Raw genomic sequence first — 19,101 nt, 5'->3', positions numbered from 1 at the left:
TCTATTCTCCTGTTAAAGTGGCTTTAATACTCATGCGCCTTGGTTGTAAGCCTTGGCCTGAAAACGAAACGCTGTCTATTGAGCACGTTCCTTGGAATGCACCAGGGAAAGAGCTATCGAGAATCAATAGCCCCTCCGCAAATACCGCTGGGTTCGGCGGCGCTTCGATACTGAGCTTTCGTCCCTCTCGCTGCATTCGTCTGAGTTCGCTCGCGCATGCCTGCTCTGCTTCTTGTTGACTGTTTCTGTCTTTACCTATCGATTTAAATGGCGCCTTACCTTTTCTCACTTCCTGTCGAGTGCCGTCCTCAGTCGAAAGATAAAATGCCTTAACACCGGCGACATCCGTTCGTCCATCGAGGTCGATACTCACGTTGATGAAATTCGGAAGTTGTGGCTGATTACCACTGGCCTGCGATAACGTGATGGTTTCAATGTCTTTGCCACTGGCGCTTCTGGCTTCCCCCTTGGGAGCAAAAATAAAGCGACCATCGATAGGTTTAGCGACAGCATCATATTGCTTAGCCAGCCGGTACAAAAACGAAGGCGCACTTTCATCAGTACGATCGACATGCGCGATTTCAATTTTTTGTAATCTCGGATGCACAAAAGTTTGAAAGCCATGAGGGGTCACATTATCCGCAACAACTTGAGCCAGTGTTGTCTTGTCCCAGCTCATCGATTTACGCTCTCGATAACCGGTTTCATCTTTAATACTGAAAGGGGCGACAGACAACACCAAAGTCACTTCTCGGGGATGTAAGCTGATGGAACGTTTCGATATTTGAAATTCATCACGCAGCACTTCACCCAAATAGACTGAGTACTTTTCTCCCTTCGGGGGAATGCCGTCAATGTCATCAGAGTTGATCGTTAAAGAAAGGCTATCCCCCTCAATCCCGTTGCCATCAGATAGACGCCACGATTTAAGGCGAGCCAATAACAGTTCGCTATTTTTGCCGACTAGTTTGAACATTAGTCCCAAGACCTCGTAACAGATTGAGTGGGTTTCACCGTAGATATTTCAGGAATATGGACATGGGTATCTGCAGTGAAGGCATCACCACGGACATGCGGATTAAGGCGATAAAACGCGATCTCTAACTGATCGCTGTCTTGACCTGTTTGTTTAAAGAGTAAATCAGTGATTAATTCCCCTTTACGCGCAAATATTTTCATCCACGGTACTCCAAGAGCTGCAAAGACATATCCGTCACCATGGCGCGCCCATCATGAATAAGCTCACTGCGCCCCTCTTTAATCTGTTTGATCGTCCAACGGCCCAGGTTAAAACCTTGACCGTCACTCACTTGTTGAGGCTCATCAATCAAGGCACGAATCACGTCCACGGACTTAGCGGCGCTGTATTGAAGCCACTTTGCTGTAACATCTATCGTCTCAAGTGGTCTGCCCGTTCGCTCTGAACGCGCATTATCAATGAGGCCGACTTCGGAGTAAGCGCCTGCCGTTGTTCTATCAAACTTCGTTATGGGCGTTTTATCTCCAACCGAAAACACGAACTCCCCAATCACTAAATGATGCATGGTTATCCTCTATCAATGGCTGACACGTTAATGGAATCGTCGATGGTAAGCCCCGTTAAAGAGTCATATTGGGACTTCATTTGCTGGTCAATTTGAGCGGTAACCTGGGCTGCAATTTTCTGTTCATCCATACCTGGTGCGGCCTGAATAGCGACATCAGTTTTAAAGATGACATTGGGGGTTTGACGGATGAGAGATTCGTTTTTTTCTTTCTCGACTAACTTTTCAGATACCGTTTCCGAAGCCATGAGTTTATCGTCGGGCGAATCCAGCTTATCGCCAAACCATCCCCCTAAAAACTCACCACCAAGATCGCCTAATAACGAACCGGCTAAACCGCCTATCACAGTACCGACACCAGGGAAGACCATTGTTCCGATAGTCGCGCCAAGACTGGCCCCTCCTATGCTGCCAAGTAGCCCACCACCTTCGGCCAAGGCGGTTTTGGTGTCGCCTTCGGTGACGGCCGTTGCGATATTGCCGGCACTGATCGCCATATCAAGCGGCCTAAGTAATTTGCCTAAGCCTGCTTTACCCGCACCTTGAGCCACATCACCGGCGAGCGCAATGCCATCTTGCGCCATCGCAACGCTTGGCATCATCGCTAATGCGCCACCGCCTAACGATAATGGCAAAGCGCCCCGGTTGGCCGTCATCATTGTGCTCGCCATGTTGTAAGCTCGAGCAAGCGGGTTTCGTGAACGTAACTTACGTGGAGGGATTCGGCTTTTTGACCGACGACCACTGGCACCCAAACCACCGCCACTTCCTCTCCCGCCACGACCAGAGCCCATGCTCATCATGGCTCGGTTTAGCCGGCTAAGTTGTTTCGTTGCAAAAGCCGCTGCTCGGCCACTTTGTTGGGTTTCTCGATTTAAGCCCTTTCGAAACAAGCGCCCTTTATCGAGGGTATTACCAAAGATAAGGGAGGCGGCTTTGCCTGCTAACATCGCGCCTTTAAACGCCAATAAGCCAGCAACACCAATTCCAACCGCAGCCGTAACGCCCTGGTTAGCTTCGGCAAAATCCGCCAATAGATTGATGCCATCACCTAATGGCTCAAGTACCCAATTGAGCGCAGGTAAAAGAGCGGTACCAACGATCACGCTTAAACGGTTCACCTTGTTGATGAACTGAGAAATGCCGTTTTCACTGGTGTTTATTCGCGCCTCATATTCGTCTTGTAATGACTGAATATGTACGTCTTGCCCTTGCTTAGCTAACTTGAGCGTTTTACGAAATAGATCCGTGTTACCCGCCAGTGAAGCCACAGCCCCTTTCGCTTCTTCACCAAAGATTTGAGTGATTAATGCACTTTGCTCTTCTAATGGCGCATCTCTTATGGCTTCAAGCACTTGCAATAACGTCCCCGAAGCATCGTTTTGCATTGATGTGGCGAGATCTACTGAATCGAAACCTACGGTTGATAACGCGGTTTGCTGCGCTTTGGTTGCTGCGCCGCCAAGAGTGAGGCGACCTGAAATATTCTTAAGTGCGGTTGCAGAGCGTTCTTCCCCCATACCTGCAGACAACATCGACGCCGAAAGCGCCGCGGCTTCATTAGCGGAGAACCCCGCCATTTTGGCAGACGCGCCTTGCCTAGCCATTACGCCTGCAATGTCGCTAGCTTTCGCATTCGAGTTGTTCGATAAATGGTTGGCAAGGCCAGCAAGGCCCATTGCACCATTTTGATCTAACCCTAATGCGGCTTTAAATACCGCGAGGGTTTCACCCGCTTGGCCTGCTTCCATATCGAAAGCGACACCCATTTGTGCAGAATCGAGCACGAACTGTTTTAACTCGGCTTTGTCTTTGATGCCGCTTTGCCCACCAGCTGCCAACATAGCGTTGATGTCATTGGCGCTCATCGGTGTTTCAGTGGAGGTTCTTAGCGACCAATTACGCATGGCATCTGCTTCTTCAGGGGTCATATCGACCACCTTTTTCACATCAGCAAACGAGCTTTCGTTCTTAACTGCCGACCACACCGTCGCCGCTATTGGTGCTGCAGCCATGGCAAGCGACGTCGCTTGACCGCCAATCTCACTCAATTTTGCATCGCGAGTATCAATTCGTGATTGAATTGATTTCATCTCTTTCAAGTGACGGTTTTGTTTGGCGATAGCCGCTGTGGCCTTTTCTGCCTGAGCTTCGAGCTTTCTTTGCTCATCACTCATACGGCCAGTATTGATCCCAGACTCTTTTAACGCGGCGCCCAGCCCTCTGAGTTTATCGCGCTGCTTATTTTGGCTATCGGTTAGCTGGGTAACCCGTTTACCTGCCGCTTTATAGGCCGCATTCAACTCATTGGTTTTCACCTTGCCCTGGTGAATCTCATCGTTAAACGAATCTAGCCGTTTTTGCGCTTCGTATAACCGATTCTTTAAATCAATGGCCCCTTCGCCCGAGGCCTTTTTCAGTTGAGAATTGAGGCCTTTTATCTCCGCTTGTGTCTTACTGTATTCAACCCGAAGACCCGAAGTTCGCTGTTTGTTGTCTTCCAGTTCTTGACTAAGGCGAGTCACCTTTGCTTTAGCATCATCAAGCTGACCGGCTAACTTAGCTGCTCGCTTGCTGGCAGACTCAAAACCATTTAATTGCTTCAGCTTGCCATTAAGTGAGATCACCTCTCCACGCTGGCTTTCAAGTGCCGCGGTTAACCGCTCTGTGGCTGTGGTCGTTGAAACAATGTCCTCAAGACCATTGACGGTGGTATTCAGAACGAGGTTAATTTTCTCGGACATTATTTCACCCCAAGTTTGGCGAGAATAAGCTCATAACGACGCACCGCGACATCTTGTGGCCATCGCCTTAGTTCAGACTCAGATGTATTTCGGTGCATTGGAACGAGGTCGATTAGGCTCTCAACGTCATCGGGCGAAAGTACGCCGCCGATTGTTGAAAAAAAGCGCCCACCTGCGGTTTTAGCGCCAGATAATCATTGATTGAGAGAAAATCAAGATCGGACCTTTGCAAGCCCGTGATCACCTCAAACATGAAATCTTCACGCGCTCGCTCTTCGGTGATGTCCGCCAACGCTTCGGAATGCGCGACTTTAGGAATGGCAAACTTCACCTTATTAATCTTGTCACCTACTTCATTTTCGAAAGGATGCAGCAAGGCAAACTCTACCGACTTACCATTAAGCTGTTCACCCTGCAGTTCATCTGATGGTTTTAGAATCAAATCACAGATGTCGTCATAGAGCTGATTGAAGTCAGGCACCGCTAAGGTTTCGAACTCTTCTTTGGTCACATCACTGCACGCCATAATCACGGCTTTACGTTGTTCGAAGAGCTGTTTAGCCGTGAGTTCTTGTCCGGCTTCGATGTGTGGCAGCTTACGGAACTGCGCAACAGGGATCGTTTTAAGGGTCACGCTTTCACGCGAGAAAAAAGTCAGTTTGCTTTGATTTTTCATGAATTTTTCCCATAAAAAAAGCCACCCGATTTGGGTGGCTTAGGTTTTGATTGCTAACCCCAAATTCGGGGTTAGCTCCAATCCTAACTAATACCCGCCGTCCCCATCAAATCCACACCGCCAACGACGGTCTTGCCCGTATCGACATTAATGTCGTGAATGACAGTACCCGTATCGGTGAGTTTGTATGCTTTACAGGTACCTTCAATGGTTACGGTTGGCTTTTCTCCCATCTTCACTGCATCTTTTTTGATGTTGGTGATTGGCCCGTACATCGAGTAAACCTCTTGGTACTTCGCCTGATCGGTGTCTTTTCCTTTTTCCGTCACGTTAATTTGAGCGTTATCCATAAAGAAGCGGCCAAGGGAATTTTGGATTTTTTGATGATCACCACGTACTTTAAGCGTCCACTTAAGTGGCTCAAAGCCCACGACATCTTCAGACTCGACAAACGAGCCCTCGTTGGACACCGTCTTGGTTTTAATATCAACCGGAGTGAACTCCACGATTTCGTTCATCAGTGGCACAGATTCAATCTGCGCCGAGAGCCGCATGCGAATACGATCAGCCATTGACGACCTCCTCTAACCACGCTTCGATAAGGCCGTTGTCTACACTCATTTCATAGACCATGTGCTCATTCGGAGCATAGCGACCATAGTTAACACACAAGTACCAACGCCCAGAGGTATAATTCTCTAGGTTGTTTTTGCTTGGGTGTAGGAATGCTTTGAATACTGGGATAACGCCCTGAGCCACCAAGTTTTGGCCCCAGTTCGTTAAACGGTCAACAACTTGCTCCATGAACTCTTCGGTAAGCTGCTTACCCATCAACGGTTGGCTGGTTTCTTCCAGCTTACGCGCCATCAAATCTTCCAAACCGACATGAGAAAGAAAGCGCCCGGTATTAGAGCGGTTGCCAATGATAGACATTCCCCCCATTCGTGTGCGAGCAATCGTCACCACGCCATGCTTATTCAGGAAATTGGCTTGAGTGGTTTTATCGTTAATTTTGTAAGAAACATTACGAGCAGTTTCATCACAAAGTACCCCTCGATTTTGCGGACTATCCCAGCCTTCAACCGAGGCCATCGCTGCCACCAAAGCAATAGAAGCAGGCATAAGAGATTGCACGCCGTCATAGGTTTTCAAAAACCATGGGTCGATAATCGACAGTTTATCTTGTCCCGTCCCTTCCGAGCCAAATTCAGCGGCAAACTCTGCAGCTGCCATATCATTGGTATTTGGGCCATCAAGAACCGGACGACAGCGAACGTCACGACCAATAAGCGCCAGCTTTTGACCCACGGCTTTCGAGTTAAAGCCTGGCGCCGCAATGATGGTTGGCGTTTCAGCGCACGCCTTAACGGTTTCAAGGCCGGTGATCGCTCCTGTAGAACTGTTTACCCCGCCGATGATATTCGCTTCAGTCACGGATGCGTCCGCATTGGCTTCTACAATCGTGACGTACACAAGGCACTTAACGTATTCAAGTAAGTAGCGAACCACATTAGGCAATGTGCCTTGCCTGGTCCCGACGCTATCAAGCGATAACATCGCATGACTGTAATTCCATAAACGCGTTGGCTCGTTATAACTCAAGCCTGTACTCTTATTTGGCGCGGTACCGGTTAAGTGAACCACCTGTAATGCGAGTGGCCCCATGCTTGGTTGAGGCTCAATGGTGTTAACTTCTACCCCATTGAGCTCAAAATCTTGGATTGGCGTGAGCATTACTTGCCCTCTTTTTCCGTGGATTTAGACGACACCTTGACTTCAATCGCTGGCCCTAATTTCCCGTTTTGGATAAGGAAGACCGTTTGTTGAGGCAAAAGGTGGATAGTTTTTTCATTTGGAGACACCCAACGACCATTCAATCGAAACTCTTTGATGATCGGGTATTCCAATGTTTTTACTTTTGATTTCTGCACAGAGAAACGCTCCAATAAAAAAGCCCTTCACATTGCTGTAAAGGGCTTTGTCTAGATACAAAAAAACCGCCTTATGAGAAGCGGTTTATTGGGTTGGCTTTTCTGGCCAAATGACGTCATTTGGATTGGAAAAGTTTTGGGGTAAATCGCGAAGCGCTTGACGGTACGCTGCAAACGCAAGCTTCTTTTCATCTGTAATTGGAGCATCACCCACTTGAGTAAAATCCGTCTCCATAAGCTTTGAATGACGCTCTGCTCGAATAAGTTCCCATAGCGCCTCATGTTCAGCCTCTAGGCAAATCTCTGAAGCTCGATCTTCACTAAAGCCCATTTCGATCAAAATGCCTAGTTCTGCGGGCACATTGTAAAGTGTCTCTCCATTAGAATAAGTCAACTCTTTGATATAGTAACTCATGTCGCCCTCAGTCTTTTCTTGCATAACGTTTATCGTAATCTAACGTATAAGCTAGACGATGCTCTTCATAGTCAGAGCCAAGAAATGGATCATCGATATGATACGCCTTAACTTTCCATTCAATTTCAAAATTTGCAGGTGAAAATATTCCTGCTGACACTTCCCCATCCTCTCGGCTATACCAGAGCTGGCCATCGAAACTTTTTCTTACGTGATAAGTCAGCCCACCTCTGAGGTAGCACCCACTTCGCCAAGAATGGTCTACGACCTGCCCGGATTCATACCCTGCATATAAAGGCTTAACATTGCTAATGGGGCGAGCAATACATTTCATACCAAACTGAACTGCTCGGACAGTTTTTCGGTAGGTTTGAGAAAATCGTTTGATGGTCAGGTAATTTGCATCCCCACTCCAGAAAGATCCCACACCTTCTATTTGCAGATTTAACCCTGCAATAAAAGCCCCTTGCCCGAAAGGAGCCAGATTTCGGTCTTCCGAAGACCCTCTTGAAATAGTGATTCGTGAGCACCCCTCTTCATTATCTGGCATTCTCCACCAGACTGGATAAAAATGGTCGGTACTCAACCCCGTTAAATCAATCACCGACTTATAGACACTTTGACCATTGATATCTTTTGCTTGAACGTCATCACGCCAACGATCAAAGCTATCTTTGGCTTCAACCAGTTTTTGATCAATCTCCCCCATTTTTCCTGCAACTTCTTGCGACAACGCTTGTGAAGCTGCTGTCTGCTCTGCCGAAGTTCGCTGTAAATCTGTAATCTTTTGTTCGATACTCATTAACCTAGCTCCGTTCTTAGCCGCTCACTAAGCAACAAATGCTGATGAGCTATTTTAATTTGTGTTGTTCCCAAAGAGATCGTTGTGATAGCAGTGGTCAGCACCTCTTCAGACATCAGTAAATTCACATTCTCGGTCCCGACCTCGATTGTCACGCTGCTGCTCGGCAGTGGCGACACATCCAGTGTGAATTTCTGTAACCAACTCGAATTCGCCGATTTGTATGTCAGTAATGTATTCGGGGCTGAATACACCGCCAACAAAGTACCGGATTCTAAAAAGAACCCCACTTCACGAACCTCATATTCTTGGCTGCCTTTGAATACGGCGCCCATTCTCAACTGTGTGGGGCTGAGCTCCTCCCAGTCCAAAATGACTTCGCGTTGAAGTTCGTTTTTCAACGCATTCTGATCTGTCGTCGGTGTATAACTACGATCCCCCACAGCAATGTATTTGATTGCTCCTTTTAGCCCTTGGTGGCGAGCGCTAATAAGCTCAGCGAGCCCCGCATCGGTGTATTGCACGACATAACTCATGCTACTGCTCCAAATTCAAAATCAGTTGTAATAATTAGGCGTGTGGCTGCGCACCAATACAGAGAAGCAAAGCCTGATGAGGCTTTAATGTTACCGCTGCAGTGATCGTCTTTCGCAATAACGCTATTGTGCTTCACCGCTGAAAATTCAAACCCAAATTCAGCGCCAAGGGCCATAATGAAATCAACCGTGTCTCGCTCAGACTTCGTGCTCTCAATGCGACTTAAGACTCGGGTTGTCGCCGCCTTATCAAGCGGCTGGTTTCGTTGCCATGCGATACATTCAATATGATACGGCGCGTGTCTTGGTTGCATTTGATGCCAAGGTGTCACTTCCACATCACAATCAATCGCATCCAGTGCAATAGACAAACCAAATCGCGTTCCGGCTTTTCGATGAATATCAAACGCCTTATCCACCGTTTTACGTTGACTTTCTAGCGTGTCTTTTGGCTTCCAATCCGTTACACCTCGCTCACCCGCAAGCAAAACCACAAAGGTTTTCTCCGTCAATAAAGGTTGTTTGAGGTTGGGATACGGACAAAAAGTGGATTGAATAAGTTCTGTCCAAGCAAACTCCAAAGCCTCTTCAATAAGAGAAGCATTATTGGGCTGAACCGATAGAAACGCCTTATTCAGATCGGACATTCACCATCACCTCCGTACAATGTGGCGCTTCATCCCAAGCGCACACCACATCCACTGCCGGTGCTTGAACCTTGGCCCGTTTCGCACCCAGCTCATAAAAGATATGGGCCACTTCTTCCCGGTCAATAATGCCGCCAAGCCTTTGTGCTTTTTCGGCAAACTGCCAAGCCACAACGACCGCCGACGCCTTTTCGACCTCATTGTTGGGATCCGCTCCTGTAAAAAGCGTCACTTCAATTTGATAAGGCTTAGGCGTTGCCGCTTTTACCGTGACCTCATCCGACTCTTGCGCGATGTCATCGCGGTTTAGGTATTGTCTTGCTCTTTCAAGCAATGCCGCACTTGGAACACCATTGGGTGATGTGCGGCTTAATAACGCCACACAAACTTTGCCTGAATTAGGTTCTAGCATCCTAGCTTGCGCATCTTTGATAGGGTTAGGTAAGGAGGTTTCAGGAAACTCATAACGCATTACCAGAGCATCTTTTTCAGAATTCACCGTAATGGTGGGCCGCTCTTCTAAAGTCATGGCATGAAAACGATAACCAAGCCGAGTGCCCGTTGTATGAAACTGGAAAGGCGCTAAATCAAAACGCTGAAGCAGGCTTTGATTAGACTCCATGACTGCAGGCTTTGTGGGAAAAACCGTATCATCACCGGCTTCTATGACCTGACGCTTTAAACTGTATTGCAACGCCAACAAATCTACCATTTCGGTATCGGTCACGTACTTACGAAACATCTGCAAAGCTTGATGGTTCTGCTCTCGTATTTCAGCGGTTCGTTTTAAGACAAACGCTTGTGTCACCTGAGCGAGCAGCTCACCTTGATTATTAAAGGCCTCGCGTAATTGTTTCGCTTTATCTTCATCTCGCTGAGCGCAATATTCCACCGCAAAATTGATGTATTCATCCAGCAGAGATTCAAAGTTGGGCTCACTGAAAGCTTGAGGTTTATTGCTCATAATACCCCTCTCAATTGCAGAGGTTCACCGCGCCATGTTCCCGAGACTTTCACTCTGAATCCATTCAAGTGTGGGATGGCTTGGCACTGAATGCCTTGATAATCCGTTAACCCATTTAATGGATTGGATAAAGCCTCTAACGTTAGATTTTGAACTATCATGGCTTCGGTGGGTGTCTGCTGCTTTCCCAAACGCGAAACCGCTCGATTACCAACGCCTCGGCGTTTTACTCGTGAACTGACTTCTGTCGTTAGTACCTTTGCAAAACGACAGCTCAAGGCGCTGGCACCGGTTACCGTTTTCCCTGTTTTTGGGTCAATACCAATCATTTTTGTTGCTCCGTTGGCTTGGTTTTCGCAGGACCAGGAAGTATGCCAGGATGATCGTGTTCGTTATAAATCTCTCGGTCAGCTTGCATCGAACGAGTATGATCGGCGACCTCTCCCGTAGCTTGATAATCCCCGTCCTGCCAAGTATCACCATAGATCTTCATGCCCCCTGGATACCGGCAAATAAGAGAGCCGTTATCGAGGTTATAAAGCTCTGACATGCCGTTACCGTAATCGGTCATCACCTCGTTCTCTTTGAGTGTGGGGCTTTGAAAGTGAGTCGAAGGTAATCCCATTAACGCCACGGCATTGTTTAAGTTGTCACCGCTTCCCAAATTCATCAGCAAACACTGCTCGTTAACTGAAGGGCGCCGATAATGGCTGACCCTTCCTGCCGCAAGCACAAAAAAAGGGATCCTCTTTACAAGATTATCCCCTGTCTGAATATCGACGGTGTTTGCCTCTGCTTTCACAACAACACCTAGGCGCAGTAGATTGGCCGAAGCGCGATTGTTCTCTTCTAACTCTTCATGTAATTCAAGCACCTTCTTCTCTAATGCGCTCACATGCTTCATCAGCTTGGTTAGCATGGTGGGAGCCCCCATCAATGTAATGCCAGCTCTCTTCCACTGGGCCTAATCGAATACGCTGCTTCATCGTCACGGTTCGTGCAAACACCCCATTTTTTGGATCAAATTTGCTAGGAAGATTAGACACCACTATCGCACCGTCTAAATCGCTCGACGCACCAAATTGTTGATTCAACAATTCTCGCTCTACACGCGTTGAAGCGTCCAACGCTTCCAAATCAAACCCATCCATGGATATAGGTACTTCAACCAAGAACCTCAATTCAATGTCATGAAGGTGACGCCCGTCGTTGGCATATTCATTCACCGGCTCGGCCTCACCAATGTGATAACTGATGGTGGTGTGGGCCAACTCCACCGCTTGGCGTCGATAAACAGTATCGACCTTAAGCGTAAGCCGCTGCTCTAAGTGATTGACCACCAATAAGACCCACTCACGCGGCGAGCGAAAGAACGTGTTTGAATTCACGATGAAAAAACGCCTCAAATTTACGATTAATATCGGGTAAGTAGTTCTCAACAATCGAATCCACATCATCCGCAATATCGATGTTGACTCTTTCTATGGGAGATCTCGACTTACCGCGCCTTCGCCATACCAAGAGTTCATCGCTATCCATCGGAAAAATAAACGCGCCAGCAAAAAAATGCTCACCCACTCGGACACCTAAGCGGTTTTGAACGGGCTTACCCAGTCGGTGAACACCAATTTCACGAACACCAATCCACAGCTTCGACACGCGACCGTTTTTGTACACTCGAAATCGCGAACGCAGCGCTTTGTTATCAATACTGAGCTCATAGCCAAGCTCTGCCATCGATACCCCTCGTAACCATCGAGAGGTGAGCGAAGCCGCGCGAAGTACTGCTTTCGGAATTTCTTCTGAAAACGCTTCATAACGACGAATAAACTCAGTATCTAAAAGCAATTGGGAACGACTAAAATTCAGACCACTCATGCTGCGCACCTTGGGGATCGAATACCAGGACATATTCCCTCATAAGCTGACTCGTGCCGTTGGGACTTTTAGCCGCTGTATCAAAAACTAACCGGTACCGTTTATCGCGATAAAGCAAAGTACAGCTTTCAGGGAGCTCAGAATCCGTAGCCAGTAAATACACTTGATTCACGCCCTTCTCGTGACTTCGGATGTATCCGATCACTTCAATCTGCTTTCCTTGTGGTGTCATCAAAAAAAGAGGACGACCAAAACAACGTTGGATAGATTGACGAATAAGACGCCGAGCCGATTCAAACTCACTCATCACGAGTCGTTAGTCACAAACTCAGTGAGTACACCGCCAGTCAGAAGCACCCCACCATCAATGAACACCCCAACCGGTTGAGATACGTCCCCCGATGCCGTGGGCTTTGTCTTGGTAAACTCACCGTTTTTAAAGTAAGCCGCTTCGGATGCAAAGCTTACGCTATCACCGGCTTTAATCGGGCCATCAAAATGACCTTGTGTGTAACACACCACCATCTCACCAGCTTTTGCCGTAAAGTTGGGCACCACTAATAAAGCTCCAAGTAGACAAGGGACATCTTTCTTAAAACCACCCGTTGGCACGGTCGCCACAATCTTTTTCCCATCGCTTAAACGCATATTGTCACCATTAAAAAAGGGCGAGCAATGCTCACCCTGTGAATCAAATCAAACTGTTCTTCCAAGCTTTACCCAAAGGTCGCTTGGGCAATACCACGGCGATCCAATACCTTCGACATTAAGTCGTAAGTAATGCGGAACTTGGCACCATCGCTGCTCCAACCGTCGCCCGTTTCTAGCCATGGGTCTTGCTGGCCATCTAAGAAGCCCATCACTACGGTATCAAAGTCTTTACCTGTTAGTGCCAGAGCGCCATTCACCTCGCCTAAACGCGCGGTTTCAATCACCTTACCGAATTTTCTATAAGCCGGGTTAAAGGCATCCGGTTTACTCGCCGTATTCAAAACCGCTTCAAACATTGAGGCATGGTCTGGACTCGCAATCAGAACCTCACCACGAAGATCTAACGCATCGCCTTGCCCTGCTTCACCACTGAGTGGGATGGTGGTTGCTGTCGCAAATACCTTATGCAGAGCCATAATCATCGCCGCGTAATCGCCTGCTGGAATGTCATTGATAAAGTTACCCCAGTCTTTATCTTCACCTACTTTAAAGACATTGCCACCATCGGCCATTTTGCCTGCGAGGATAGCGTTAAACATCAGCTTGTCTGACAGACGATAACCGGACTGCATGAATTTACGAGGCACCTTCGCCACTAAGCCAATTTCATCATTAATGATGGCATGACGAGTAAACTGGATTTCACGCCCAAAGGTCGCAAGCTGAATGCGCTCACCGCTGCCTTTTAAGATCGCCGCTTTGTATTCGCCATCTTCCGCTACTTTCATCAAGTCCGGCGCGTCATTAACCATCACTAACTCAGTTTCACGAAAATCCGTCAGGTTCTCTACGTTAGCCAGTTCACGCCACATCGGAGCTCTTGCTTGCGCTTCATCGCGCATCACGGTTCGAATACCTTCAGTGATGATGTCGCCAAAATCACCGGAGTTAAACGCTCGGTTCACCAATTCATTCTTGGTGATCGCGCTTCGAGCATTCACATCGAGGCAAGCGCGCGCCATATTCAGTAATGACTCATGACCGAACGCGTTGTCTTTTTTTAAATCCTCAACACCACAACGTGCATTCAACGCATTTTGCAGTTCCTCTTTGACATGGTTACCGTTGCCAAGTCTCATGTGCGTAGCCGTCAAATTCGCTTCAGGCTCTTGTTGACCTGCCGCTGATTGGCTGCCAATACTTTCTAAAATCTTAGTGGATGCCTGTCCCACTGAGCACGATAAGTCAGCCAGCATTTCATTGGTGAGTGCCTCGCTGACTTTATGTTGAGCACACAACGCACGAATATCTGCTTGGCGTTGGTTCTCTGCTTTTACAGCGTTTTGTAATTCTTCATTTGGTTTCGGCATGTCGCTTACCTGCTTAGGTTTGTCTATTTGAGGTTCATTTGGCTGAGCAGACGCTGCTAAAGGTGTCGGTTCATTCACCAGTTGCGTTAGCGAATTCATCAACTCGGCTGGCGCTTGTTTGAAATTCTTAAAATCAGATTCATCGAGGTTTTGTAATGCGTTACTAAGGTCAACCGCTTCAACCACCTCATCAACAAGCCCCCACTCTTTAGCGGCTTGCGCGGTGAACCACGTTTCTTTCTCCATGGCAGTCAGTACTTCTTCAAGAGGTTGACCCGACTTTTCAGCGTACGCTTCAGAAATGGTCTTGGTCGCCGCTTGCAACTGTTGAAACGCTGAGTTGATTTCCTTCTCACCGCCCCACGCTCCGATAGTAGGGTTATGGATCATCAACATGGCATTTTCAGGCATACGGATAGAGTCACAAGCAAGCAGGACATAAGTCGCAATGCTCGCGGCCATGCCATCGACAATGCCCATCACCTTTCCTTTATGCGCCTTCAGTGCGTTATACATTGCAAGACCTTGGTAAACGCTGCCTCCACCACTGAGCATTCGCAATTCAACCTCTTTATTGTTGGCCACTTGCAACGCCGCAATGATTTCCATTGCATCAATATCCCAAGCACTGATATCTCCATGCACCCAAATCTTAATCACATCGGCTTCGTTCTTAAGCGTGTACCAGCTATTCTTTGGTTTTGGCATTGTTTGCCTCTTCTTTTTGATTGTTGAGCTTCACCGCATGAGCAGGGTCCGACGTACTCACGATGTGCATATCGTTCATTTGTTGACGTTCAGATTGAATTTCGCGACGAGTCGACAACGGGTTAATATTACGTTCACGTTGTGCATGACTTAAGGAATGCAAACCTAAACGGGTTCCTTTTTCGACGCCTACCATTTCTTTGCTAGGGTCAATCCATGGCATCACTGGCGCCTGATAGATCGCATTAAAAATAGAGTCTCGCTTAACCCCTGCGGGGATGTTGACTTCACCGGCTAACATCGCCATCTGCAAAGCATGTCGATACTGTGGACGAGTCCAACCTAAAACGAACTTTCGCTGCAACACTCGATAACGACTGAACGAATCGATTAACTCTTGGCGCTGAGCGGAATAACTGCCGTTGCTATAGTCTCGGGTGACGCTAGAGTTGTTCACTCCTGCGCCACCACTGGCTAATCGAAGCTGGGCATTTCGAAACGGGCTGCTCATGGTTTCTTTTCGGTTGTTCTCCACCACCCCTGCATCTTCACCGGGTGCCAGTTCAAACGAATTTCCCATCCCTAAAAACAAATCGCCGCCGCGATCAAACGCGTCCGTTGCATTTGAATTCAATGTCGGATCTCGTTTTATGTAATAAGCAAAACGACTCGCTATCTGGGCACTAATACGCTCAGATCGGTCGTAATCTTCGATGTCATCGACCAAATCCAAAATGGAATGCAAAAGGGAAATGCCACGGTTTTGATGAAAACGCCGAGTAAACTTTAAATGGCAGACAAACTGCGCATCGACATCAACGAACTCAAACCCTCTTGAGTCTCTCTGAATCAAATAGCTCACAGCCTGCCCGAGCTTGTTTCGCTTGATACCTTCAAACAGCCCACCTTCAGCTTCCGTTATGTGGGAAGGAATAAAATCAGGCTCAAAGGGTTGCACCGCAAAGGGCGTCTCTGTTGGGTAATTCAAATCACTGTGCTTACCCATGAACATTCGACAAAACACCTCGCCATCACGAAACCATGTTCGACCCGCAAGCCACTCCGTTTCCGCGCGAGAATGTTCAGCATCGATGTTTTGATTTAAAGAAAAGTTCTCCCACCAGGTCATGATCGCCTGAGCGCATTCGACATGCACTTCCCCTTTGTGATTTAGAGGCTGAGGCTCCACCATGATGCCATTCGGACCAATCACATTGGCACAAAGCTCATCCAAAATGGCCGTAACAAACGGGTTATTTTCATCCATATGTCGGGCACGTTGATACACCGCTTTCGCGCCTCTGTTCAACGAATTGGCATCGCCTTTTGATTGTTTATTTGTCTTTTTGGTGTGCGGATTACGGGAAAGTGCTGCATTGTATTTATTCAAAAGCCGTCTGTCGTAGGCACGTTCCAACCCTTTCCTAGGACTGAATATGGCCACGATCTTGTCGAGCAAGTTTTGGCTACTCAAGATAATTTCTCCGTATCATAGAGCGTCGTCCCCCTTGAACTTGCAGAGCGATAAGGCGCTGCAAACGCTCTATCTCTTTACGCACCGTCGCTAAACTCGCCAAGGTCAACTCTTCATCTTCTGCCGTCTTCACCGACTGTTGCTGTAAGATTTTCTGTTCGGCTTCGAGGTACCACTGCAAACGTTCTTGATTGGTCGGTATCACTAAACTCATCCGAAAATACCTCTTGAGTGGTTATAACGTTTCTTAGGCTTGCGCTCGAAAACAGGCTGTAAGTCAGCATCAATCACATTCGGGTTAATCTGCCATTCAGACGCCCAAGGGGGTGCGCTTTCCCAATGGATGTCATCACCACCAAGAAAGTGCATCCCCGCTTCGGCATACGCACATAAATCAAAACTTTCGTTACTCGTCTTATCAGGGCAAATCCATTGGCCTTTTTCATCGATGAATTCCGCCGTCAGTTCATCAAACCACTCTCTTTCCGCCCAGGCGGGCAAATGGAAATACCGAGAGCCAAATTCTTCACGGGAATAGCTGGCCACCACACGGTTTTTTAGTCGATTGGTGTGCAGCAGTAATAAAGGGATCTCACCATGCGCCAGTTTGCTGCGCTTATCTGGGTAAGATTCTTTAATCAGTGAATCCATGTCTTTGTTGCTGGCCCCTTTCACAAGTCGAAACAAATGGGCCAACCCTTTCGCTTTAAGGCGGTTATAAAACTGATAAGCAAAATCGGTCACTGAAGTTTTCTTACCGTCTTTTTCAGAAGCCGAACCACCAGAATCACACAGTGTTAATATCGGTTTCATGACTCGCCCACTGCCATCGGCAACGGGGTAAGTTTTCTTGATCACCTGGTCGATGAGTAGGTCCCAATCTTCCGCGTAAATGGCAGGGTTAATACGATCACCATTTCGATGTGGTGTCGTTAAAATTTCAAAGCGGTCGATCACCCAACGTTGCAGACCTTCGCCAAACACTTGAGCTTGAGCCACAAACCGAGCATTGGATTTTCCACCTTGAACATCGATACTCATGATCAAGAAGCGACCACCAACAGGCACCACACCACGCAAATAAGGATTACCTTTGGCTTTTTCCATCAGCTCATGCACACCAATGTCTTTTCCTTCGATTTGTAAGATATAAGGACGGCCAACATCAATGTTATAAAAAGACATCAAAGAATCTTCATCACCGCTCTCTTCATACAAGGTTTGAGCCGTGAGATAACGATAAACTAAGTTCTCCCAACTCTGGTAGGCCGCTACGACACCTTCAAACCCAAACGACGCCCATTTAGACTGGCGTATTTTGTCTTCATCCGTGACCTCTTCACCAAACGAGTCCACCGCCCCTTCACGAAACCAACGGGCCGCTAAACTTTTTTCTTGTTTTTGGTGCTCATCAATACGGTGCAAACAACGTGGACATTGGCAATAAGTAGACTTGGCCACATCTTGAGGATCTGAATACTTGTCTTCCCAATGCAAAGTTTCAAAATCAGGAAGGAACCAAAAACCACAATCATCACACTGCCAATAGAAACGCCGACGATCACCTTGATTGTAGAGCTGAGCAATTCCCCCACACGGCTGGGCTTCATGAGGGCCGAGCTCTGCCGGTGACTTAGGTTGGCGAACGAGACGCCCTGGTGAACTTTCTGCCATCGCCATCCCAGAAGACTTTGCATTCTGAATCCGCTTAAGCATCAGCTGAAATTTGCTCCCTTCTTGCCCTACGCCATCATCGGCCCGATCGTAATCCGAACAACCGGCGTAACGGAACGTTTCGGCAGATAAACTGCTTTCGGTCGCAGAGTCCAAACTCAAATTCATCCCATTAAGAAAGTGCTTAAACGTGAGCGTATCGTCGGATTTCCGACCGGTTCGTAGCTTGTTGATCTCTTCCGTCGCAGCAAAGCAACGAGCAAGATCCTTTTTAGACATACTCTCTGCTTTCTTTTTTGTAGAATAGATCAGCAACATATCGCCAGGGTCTTGCGTCACCGTATAATTAATCCACCCTTCAACCAGCCCCTTAGTTTTACCTGAACGCGCTGGCCCCATTAAAATCACCGCTTCGTAAATACGGCGCGATAAACACTCCATCGGCTCTCTAATGTAAGGAACTTGACTCGATAAGAACTTCGTCACATCCGTCCCATCAGAAATCCACAAACCTTCATCAGCGGCAAGAACAGGACTTTTATTGGCAGGTCGACACAAATAAGCCAACTTTCTTCTTATTTCTGCGGCGTCCGCAAACTGAACACCTAAACGGGGATCAAACGTTTTCAAGCTCATCTGCAATTGCCTTCAAATCGAAATTCAATAATTTATCCAAATATTCAAGCTCTTGCGGGGTGGCACTGGTTATCGCAGACTCAACACGAGTGATCACTTTCTCTTTAAAACTCTTCACACTGGCAAGGCAAGTGCCGATTTCAAGCTCATAGTCAGCTTTATCCACACATTCACCGGTCTCGTTCAAAAGCGCCAATTTTTCACGTTCCGACTGGATATAAGCCCTAAGCTCTGCGGCCGTTTTAAAACCCATTAAATCCGGAGCATCACTTTCTTTAATCATTGCTTTACATAAATACGGGGCAACTTGAACCACATCGTAAAGGGGGATATTGCCTTTGTAGGCGATTGGCTCAATACCTGCAGACTTAAGCTTTTTTCGGATCGTAGAGCGGTGATAATCGAACGCTTCCAACTCGGTCAAATTCCAAAGTCGTTTTTCATTGTTCAT

The 19,101-nt window shown here is 47.5% G+C and carries 24 protein-coding genes; all 24 read right to left on the bottom strand.

Features of this window, described 5'->3' with window-relative positions:
* Position 1 precedes the first annotated feature (1 nt).
* Positions 2 to 976, bottom strand: a complete 975-nt coding sequence (locus tag F0232_RS04925) for a hypothetical protein (RefSeq protein WP_048666404.1) — start codon at positions 974 to 976, stop codon at positions 2 to 4.
* Positions 976 to 1,179 (bottom strand): hypothetical protein, encoded by a 204-nt coding sequence (locus F0232_RS04920; protein WP_048666405.1) that lies wholly within the window; start codon positions 1,177 to 1,179, stop codon positions 976 to 978. Before F0232_RS04920 ends, F0232_RS04925 begins: the two co-directional genes overlap by 1 nt.
* Positions 1,176 to 1,544 carry a phage tail protein gene (locus F0232_RS04915; RefSeq protein ID WP_017101206.1) on the bottom strand — a complete coding sequence of 123 codons (369 nt, stop codon included), beginning with the start codon at positions 1,542 to 1,544 and terminating at the stop codon, positions 1,176 to 1,178. The genes F0232_RS04920 and F0232_RS04915 overlap by 4 nt, the downstream gene beginning before the upstream one ends.
* A 2-nt stretch (positions 1,545 to 1,546) precedes the next feature.
* Positions 1,547 to 4,288: a phage tail tape measure protein gene (locus F0232_RS04910; protein ID WP_105057266.1), complete on the bottom strand. Its 2,742-nt coding sequence runs from the start codon at positions 4,286 to 4,288 to the stop codon at positions 1,547 to 1,549.
* 112 nt (positions 4,289 to 4,400) lie between these two features.
* Entirely contained in the window at positions 4,401 to 4,964 is a 564-nt protein-coding gene (locus F0232_RS04905) for a hypothetical protein (protein ID WP_105057267.1), read from the bottom strand.
* 83 nt (positions 4,965 to 5,047) lie between these two features.
* Entirely contained in the window at positions 5,048 to 5,536 is a 489-nt protein-coding gene (locus tag F0232_RS04900) for a phage major tail tube protein (RefSeq protein WP_105057268.1), read from the bottom strand.
* Positions 5,529 to 6,698 (bottom strand): phage tail protein, encoded by a 1,170-nt coding sequence (locus tag F0232_RS04895; RefSeq protein WP_105057269.1) that lies wholly within the window; start codon positions 6,696 to 6,698, stop codon positions 5,529 to 5,531. The genes F0232_RS04900 and F0232_RS04895 overlap by 8 nt, the downstream gene beginning before the upstream one ends.
* Positions 6,698 to 6,895, bottom strand: coding sequence for a hypothetical protein (locus F0232_RS04890; protein WP_048616549.1), 198 nt, complete (start codon positions 6,893 to 6,895; stop codon positions 6,698 to 6,700). Before F0232_RS04890 ends, F0232_RS04895 begins: the two co-directional genes overlap by 1 nt.
* 85 nt (positions 6,896 to 6,980) lie before the next feature.
* Complete coding sequence (locus tag F0232_RS04885) at positions 6,981 to 7,334, bottom strand: tail fiber assembly protein (protein ID WP_231900996.1); 354 nt, start codon at positions 7,332 to 7,334, stop codon at positions 6,981 to 6,983.
* Positions 7,318 to 8,112, bottom strand: coding sequence for a hypothetical protein (locus F0232_RS04880; protein ID WP_105057270.1), 795 nt, complete (start codon positions 8,110 to 8,112; stop codon positions 7,318 to 7,320). Before F0232_RS04880 ends, F0232_RS04885 begins: the two co-directional genes overlap by 17 nt.
* Complete coding sequence (locus tag F0232_RS04875; RefSeq protein WP_050650694.1) at positions 8,112 to 8,648, bottom strand: phage tail protein; 537 nt, start codon at positions 8,646 to 8,648, stop codon at positions 8,112 to 8,114. Before F0232_RS04875 ends, F0232_RS04880 begins: the two co-directional genes overlap by 1 nt.
* Complete coding sequence (locus F0232_RS04870; RefSeq protein ID WP_105057271.1) at positions 8,645 to 9,295, bottom strand: phage tail protein I; 651 nt, start codon at positions 9,293 to 9,295, stop codon at positions 8,645 to 8,647. The genes F0232_RS04875 and F0232_RS04870 overlap by 4 nt, the downstream gene beginning before the upstream one ends.
* Positions 9,279 to 10,259, bottom strand: coding sequence for a baseplate J/gp47 family protein (locus F0232_RS04865; RefSeq protein ID WP_105057272.1), 981 nt, complete (start codon positions 10,257 to 10,259; stop codon positions 9,279 to 9,281). The genes F0232_RS04870 and F0232_RS04865 overlap by 17 nt, the downstream gene beginning before the upstream one ends.
* Positions 10,256 to 10,588, bottom strand: a complete 333-nt coding sequence (locus tag F0232_RS04860) for a phage baseplate protein (RefSeq protein ID WP_105057273.1) — start codon at positions 10,586 to 10,588, stop codon at positions 10,256 to 10,258. The genes F0232_RS04865 and F0232_RS04860 overlap by 4 nt, the downstream gene beginning before the upstream one ends.
* Positions 10,585 to 11,178: a phage baseplate assembly protein V gene (locus F0232_RS04855; protein WP_105057274.1), complete on the bottom strand. Its 594-nt coding sequence runs from the start codon at positions 11,176 to 11,178 to the stop codon at positions 10,585 to 10,587. The genes F0232_RS04860 and F0232_RS04855 overlap by 4 nt, the downstream gene beginning before the upstream one ends.
* Positions 11,126 to 11,602 (bottom strand): hypothetical protein, encoded by a 477-nt coding sequence (locus tag F0232_RS04850; RefSeq protein WP_105057275.1) that lies wholly within the window; start codon positions 11,600 to 11,602, stop codon positions 11,126 to 11,128. Before F0232_RS04850 ends, F0232_RS04855 begins: the two co-directional genes overlap by 53 nt.
* Positions 11,603 to 11,612: 10 nt before the next feature.
* Positions 11,613 to 12,137 (bottom strand): phage tail protein, encoded by a 525-nt coding sequence (locus tag F0232_RS04845; protein ID WP_105057276.1) that lies wholly within the window; start codon positions 12,135 to 12,137, stop codon positions 11,613 to 11,615.
* Positions 12,118 to 12,444, bottom strand: a complete 327-nt coding sequence (locus tag F0232_RS04840) for a hypothetical protein (RefSeq protein ID WP_105057277.1) — start codon at positions 12,442 to 12,444, stop codon at positions 12,118 to 12,120. Before F0232_RS04840 ends, F0232_RS04845 begins: the two co-directional genes overlap by 20 nt.
* Positions 12,444 to 12,785: a capsid cement protein gene (locus F0232_RS04835; protein ID WP_105057278.1), complete on the bottom strand. Its 342-nt coding sequence runs from the start codon at positions 12,783 to 12,785 to the stop codon at positions 12,444 to 12,446. Before F0232_RS04835 ends, F0232_RS04840 begins: the two co-directional genes overlap by 1 nt.
* A 68-nt stretch (positions 12,786 to 12,853) precedes the next feature.
* Positions 12,854 to 14,866 (bottom strand): ClpP-like prohead protease/major capsid protein fusion protein, encoded by a 2,013-nt coding sequence (locus F0232_RS04830; protein WP_105057279.1) that lies wholly within the window; start codon positions 14,864 to 14,866, stop codon positions 12,854 to 12,856.
* A complete protein-coding gene (locus F0232_RS04825; protein ID WP_171750718.1) occupies positions 14,847 to 16,340 on the bottom strand; it encodes a phage portal protein in 1,494 nt (497 codons plus the stop codon). The genes F0232_RS04830 and F0232_RS04825 overlap by 20 nt, the downstream gene beginning before the upstream one ends.
* Positions 16,333 to 16,554 (bottom strand): hypothetical protein, encoded by a 222-nt coding sequence (locus tag F0232_RS04820; RefSeq protein WP_105057281.1) that lies wholly within the window; start codon positions 16,552 to 16,554, stop codon positions 16,333 to 16,335. Before F0232_RS04820 ends, F0232_RS04825 begins: the two co-directional genes overlap by 8 nt.
* Positions 16,551 to 18,650 (bottom strand): terminase gpA endonuclease subunit, encoded by a 2,100-nt coding sequence (locus F0232_RS04815; protein ID WP_105057282.1) that lies wholly within the window; start codon positions 18,648 to 18,650, stop codon positions 16,551 to 16,553. Before F0232_RS04815 ends, F0232_RS04820 begins: the two co-directional genes overlap by 4 nt.
* Positions 18,631 to 19,101, bottom strand: coding sequence for a hypothetical protein (locus F0232_RS04810; protein ID WP_048669324.1), 471 nt, complete (start codon positions 19,099 to 19,101; stop codon positions 18,631 to 18,633). Before F0232_RS04810 ends, F0232_RS04815 begins: the two co-directional genes overlap by 20 nt.

This window comes from Vibrio sp. T3Y01, assembly GCF_013114525.1.
GTDB classification, from domain to species: Bacteria; Pseudomonadota; Gammaproteobacteria; order Enterobacterales; family Vibrionaceae; genus Vibrio; species Vibrio chagasii_B.
The sequence above is the reverse complement of the archived record's forward strand: the minus strand, read 5'-3'. Positions and strand labels throughout refer to the sequence as shown.